A 4,010-nucleotide genomic window follows, 5' to 3' on the forward strand; every position below is an offset into this window, starting at 1 on the left:
GAAAGCCCACCAACCCACGGGACGCAATCACGAAGAGCGTGTGGCTCGCTGCCCGTGTTCGGGCGCTATGAGCGCCCTGTCTTGGGCAACCGTCGTCGCGTTTCATCTCTTGCGATGTCTCGCTCCATCGCCTTCGCCGCCTCATCCGCGGCCGCTATGAGCCTCTTGATGCCCAGAATGGTCAACTCGCCGGACTCCAACGCCTTCTGGGCCTCGTCGACCTTGCGTCGCAGATCAACTGCACGGGAGATGTAGTAGTGGCCCGGGCGGAGATACTCCCCGCGAGTTCGTGCCCGCCATACCCGTTGGGCTTCGCGGTTCTGTCTCCGCAACCGCGCTTTGGCGCATGGCGTGCAGTAAAGACTGCGGGGCGTCGCCACCGCGGCCTGGCATGCCTGAGATCGACAAGTGCGCTCCGCAGGCAATCCGTCCGAACCACGAGACATCCCGCGATCCTACCCGCCACCTGCGCAGATAAGAGTTCTTGTCAGCGGCAGGACGGACCTGTCTGGAGCAAATCCGAACCTAGTCCTGTGAGCAAGGGGCTCCCGCCCCGAGCAATGCGAGCCACAGACAGTCCCGGTGGGCCGCACGAATTTCAGACGTGGAGTTCGTACCGGCCCATTGAGTGCAGGCAACGACGCCCGTACGTTGCATGTAGCAGATGCGCTACATGCAAGGACATGGAAAGAGGGGCGCTGCCAGGCGCCCCTCAATCCCGGCCCGCTCACCGAAGCAAGCCAGCCAATGGTTCGAGCACCACCTCGAACCTCACCGGATGTCTCACAGAACAGGCCCACCCGATGTCTTCGTCACCCAGTATGGAACCGCTCCCGGACACGTCCAAGACTTCGGTCGGACGGATCGGACGGGTCGACTCAGCCCGCCGCGTCTTCGGAGCCGACGCTCGCGCAGTCCTCGACCGGGCCGCCGGTCACTACCAAGACCCGCAGCCGACCGAGCCCGCAACCGCCGCGACCCCTCCCACCTCGGCCGAGACCGAGCAGGACACTGGGTGCGTCGCGAATCAGGGCGGGTCTGTCACCACCGATGACGCAGGGAACGCCGCCCCGGCCAACGTTGAGAGCCCCGCAGGCGTCGAGGTCGCCATCGACCTCGACCGCGAAGAGCACCTCCGCAAATACTGCCCGCAGATCGCCGTGACGGTGCGCCAAGACGTCAAGGACGCAGTCGTCGCGCTCATGCTGGCCGTCCCATACGTGACTCGTCGGTCCGACAACTCCCTGCTGTCGCACATCTACCACTACGCCGCGTACATGCACGCCAAGGAGGGCCGGTTCGATCCCAACGAGCACCTGACTGACCGGTGGATTGCCCAGTACTTCCACGACCGCCGCGACGAGATCAGCCTCAAGAGCGCCGCCACCGTCCGCTCCGCCCTCCACCGGATCCGTGCCGGTGCGGGACACACCGCAAAGAAGCGCACCTTCGGCCGGTCCAAGTCCCTGCGCCCATACAGCCCCACCGAATGGACCAACCTCCGCTCCCGCGTCACGGCCCTCAACGACCAGACCCTCAAAGAGGACCTCACCCTCCTCCTTGACCTCACCGGCGAAGCAGGCCTCCGGTCCTCTGAAGCCGTTCAGGCGGAAGGGTTCTGGATCTCCGAGTTCCTGGGCGTCACCCTCATCACCGTCCCCGACGCCGACGGAGTAGTCCGCGAGGTCCCGGTCTTCGGAGACGCCGCCACCCGCTTGCTGGCCCTCAAGGACACCAAGGGATACCTCCTCACACCCGGAATCAGTCAACGCACCAACGTCATCACCCGCATCCGCGTTCGCGCCGACCGCCACCCCGGACTACAGGGCTTCCGCGCAATCCGCGCACGCAACACGTGGCTCAGCGCCCTCCTCACCAGCGCCATCCCCTACTCGACCGTCTGCTTCATCGCCGGAATCCACCCCGGCAACAACACCCCAACCGACCTCCTCGGACACATCAAAGCCCCAGCGATCACCACAGCCATCGCCGACGTCTCCGCCGCCCGCCCCAACTGACCCCGCCCCCCTCACCCAGAACGGAAACCACACCAGCCATGATCGCCAGCATCCGCGGCCGGATCCGCCCCACCAACATCGACGGCGTCCTCGACCGCATCATCCCAATCATCGACAAGTCCAACATCGCCCCCACCCTCACAGGCTGGGCACAGCCCAAAAGCGCCGCAGGAGCACCCCGAAAGTACGGCAGTTACACCGTTCGCGGCGTCCTCATCGTCATGTTCCAGATCGCCTACGCAGAGCGCCCCATGTCCGTCGCCGAACTCTTCAAGACGATCTGGTTCGACTACAACGACGCCCAACTCGCCAAGATCGGAATGGGAGACCTTCGCACCCCACAGCGCATCCACGCCATCGCCACCAACGAACGCGCCGAACGCGCCGAATACCAACGGCTCTGGGACTTCATCAAGACAATGTTCGCCCCCATCGACGACACCCCAATGCCCGCCAACCGTCGCCACACCAAGGACGAAGCCAAGACCGCACGCGCCGCCGCCTCACTCAACCTCAAGGACCAGACCGACCGCCGCCGCACCCTCGTCAACGACCTGATCGCCGCCACCATCGACCCCACCATCCTCGACGGCTGGCGCGGAGACATCGCGATCGACGAACACGTCGTCAACACCGCCACAAACTCCTACCAGTACTTCGCCGACACGTCCCGCAGCAAGCACGGCGGCGCACCCATGGCCTCCTGGTACCCCAAACAGAACCGCGTCGGCAAAGGCTGGCACGTCGGCCTGACCCGCATCATCTCCACCTCCCGCCCCTACGAAAACCGCGTCCCCACACTCTGCCTCGCCATCGATGTCCAGCAAGCAACCGCCGGAAACGTCGCAGCAGCGCTCAACTGCATCGACGCCATGACCGAACGCAACCTCCGCCCCAACAAAGGACACAAGGACCGCCAGTACCTCGTCACCGACATGGGCTACAGCCGCAGCACCGGCTTCAACGTCAACGCCCTCAAGCGCGGCTACACCCTCCTGATGAACCTGCCCAAGAACGAACGGCACTTCCGCGACCTCGGACCCGCCGCCGACCCCACCGGCAACGACTCCGGCCCCTACCTGTTCAAAAGCGCCATCCTCTGCCCCGGCGCCCACCGCCTCACCCAGCAAACCATCCTCAACCCCCCAGGAGACGACGCCGACCTCGCCACCCTCCGCGCCTTCGCAAAGCAGGAAGCCGCCATCGCCGCACGCACCATGCCACTCAACGGCCACCCCAAGATCGAAGTCCTTCGTCCTGCCGGACGACCCAAAGCAGGAGCCGCCCCCGCCCCCACCGTCATCAAACTCCAAGTCCAGTGCCCCGCCGCCGCAGGCAAGATCCGCTGCCCCCTCCTGGGCCAAGACCACTACACCGACCCCACCAAGCAACACCTCCCCGAGATCGGCACCGACGCACCGTTCGACCACCCGCCCAAGGTCTGCCGCTCCCAATACACCACCCTCACCCTCACCCCCGAGCAGTACCGCCAGTACCAGCCGCTCATGGCCGGATCCTGGGAGCACGCCGACTGGATGGCATCCAACCGGTCCCGCGACGAAGGCTTCAACGCCTACCTCACCCGCAGCGAAGGTGGACACCTCCAAGACCGGAGCGTCTACGCCCGCCGCAACCCCAACATCACCATCACCATCGCGCTCGGCGTCGCCACCGCCAACCTCAAAGCCCAAGGCGCCTGGCATGCCGCCATCCGCCGCAACAACGGCCAGATCCCCAAAGAAGCCCGCGCCCACATCAAGGCCCGCCGCGACAACCTCCTCGCAGCCGCCTAACCACCCAACCCCTGAAAGGGCCGGAACCGCGTGTAGCGGTCCCGGCCCTTTGGCGTCCCCACGCAAGCGATACCCGCTGACGCAAAACGCCAATCCAAAACACCCTCAAAACGCTGGTCCTCAGACGGCCCCACCCTCGGACAGGCGGGCCCGAACCCGCACTCACGAAACCGTCCAAGGGGACTGCTGCACCGATAGG

The 4,010-nt window shown here is 65.5% G+C and carries 2 protein-coding genes; both read left to right on the plus strand.

Annotation, left to right across the window (positions count from 1 at the left end; translation table 11 throughout):
* The first annotated feature begins 821 nt into the window (after nucleotides 1-821).
* The gene (locus N801_RS18665) at nucleotides 822-2,018 is read left to right on the plus strand and encodes a hypothetical protein (protein WP_035940817.1); all 1,197 of its coding nucleotides are present in this window, start codon (nucleotides 822-824) and stop codon (nucleotides 2,016-2,018) included.
* 38 nt (nucleotides 2,019-2,056) lie between these two features.
* Entirely contained in the window at nucleotides 2,057-3,811 is a 1,755-nt protein-coding gene (locus N801_RS18670; RefSeq protein WP_035940818.1) for a hypothetical protein, read from the plus strand.
* Nucleotides 3,812-4,010: the final 199 nt, after the last annotated feature.

Source organism: Knoellia aerolata DSM 18566 (assembly GCF_000768695.1).
In the GTDB taxonomy this organism is placed as follows: domain Bacteria; phylum Actinomycetota; class Actinomycetes; order Actinomycetales; family Dermatophilaceae; genus Knoellia; species Knoellia aerolata.

Bases quoted from the DNA above. Each gene is read 5' to 3' on its own strand.
- N801_RS18665 (WP_035940817.1), top strand. From the start codon at position 822: ATGGAACCGCTCCCGGACACGTCCAAGACTTCGGTCGGACGGATCGGA.
- N801_RS18670 (WP_035940818.1), top strand. From the start codon at position 2,057: ATGATCGCCAGCATCCGCGGCCGGATCCGCCCCACCAACATCGACGGC.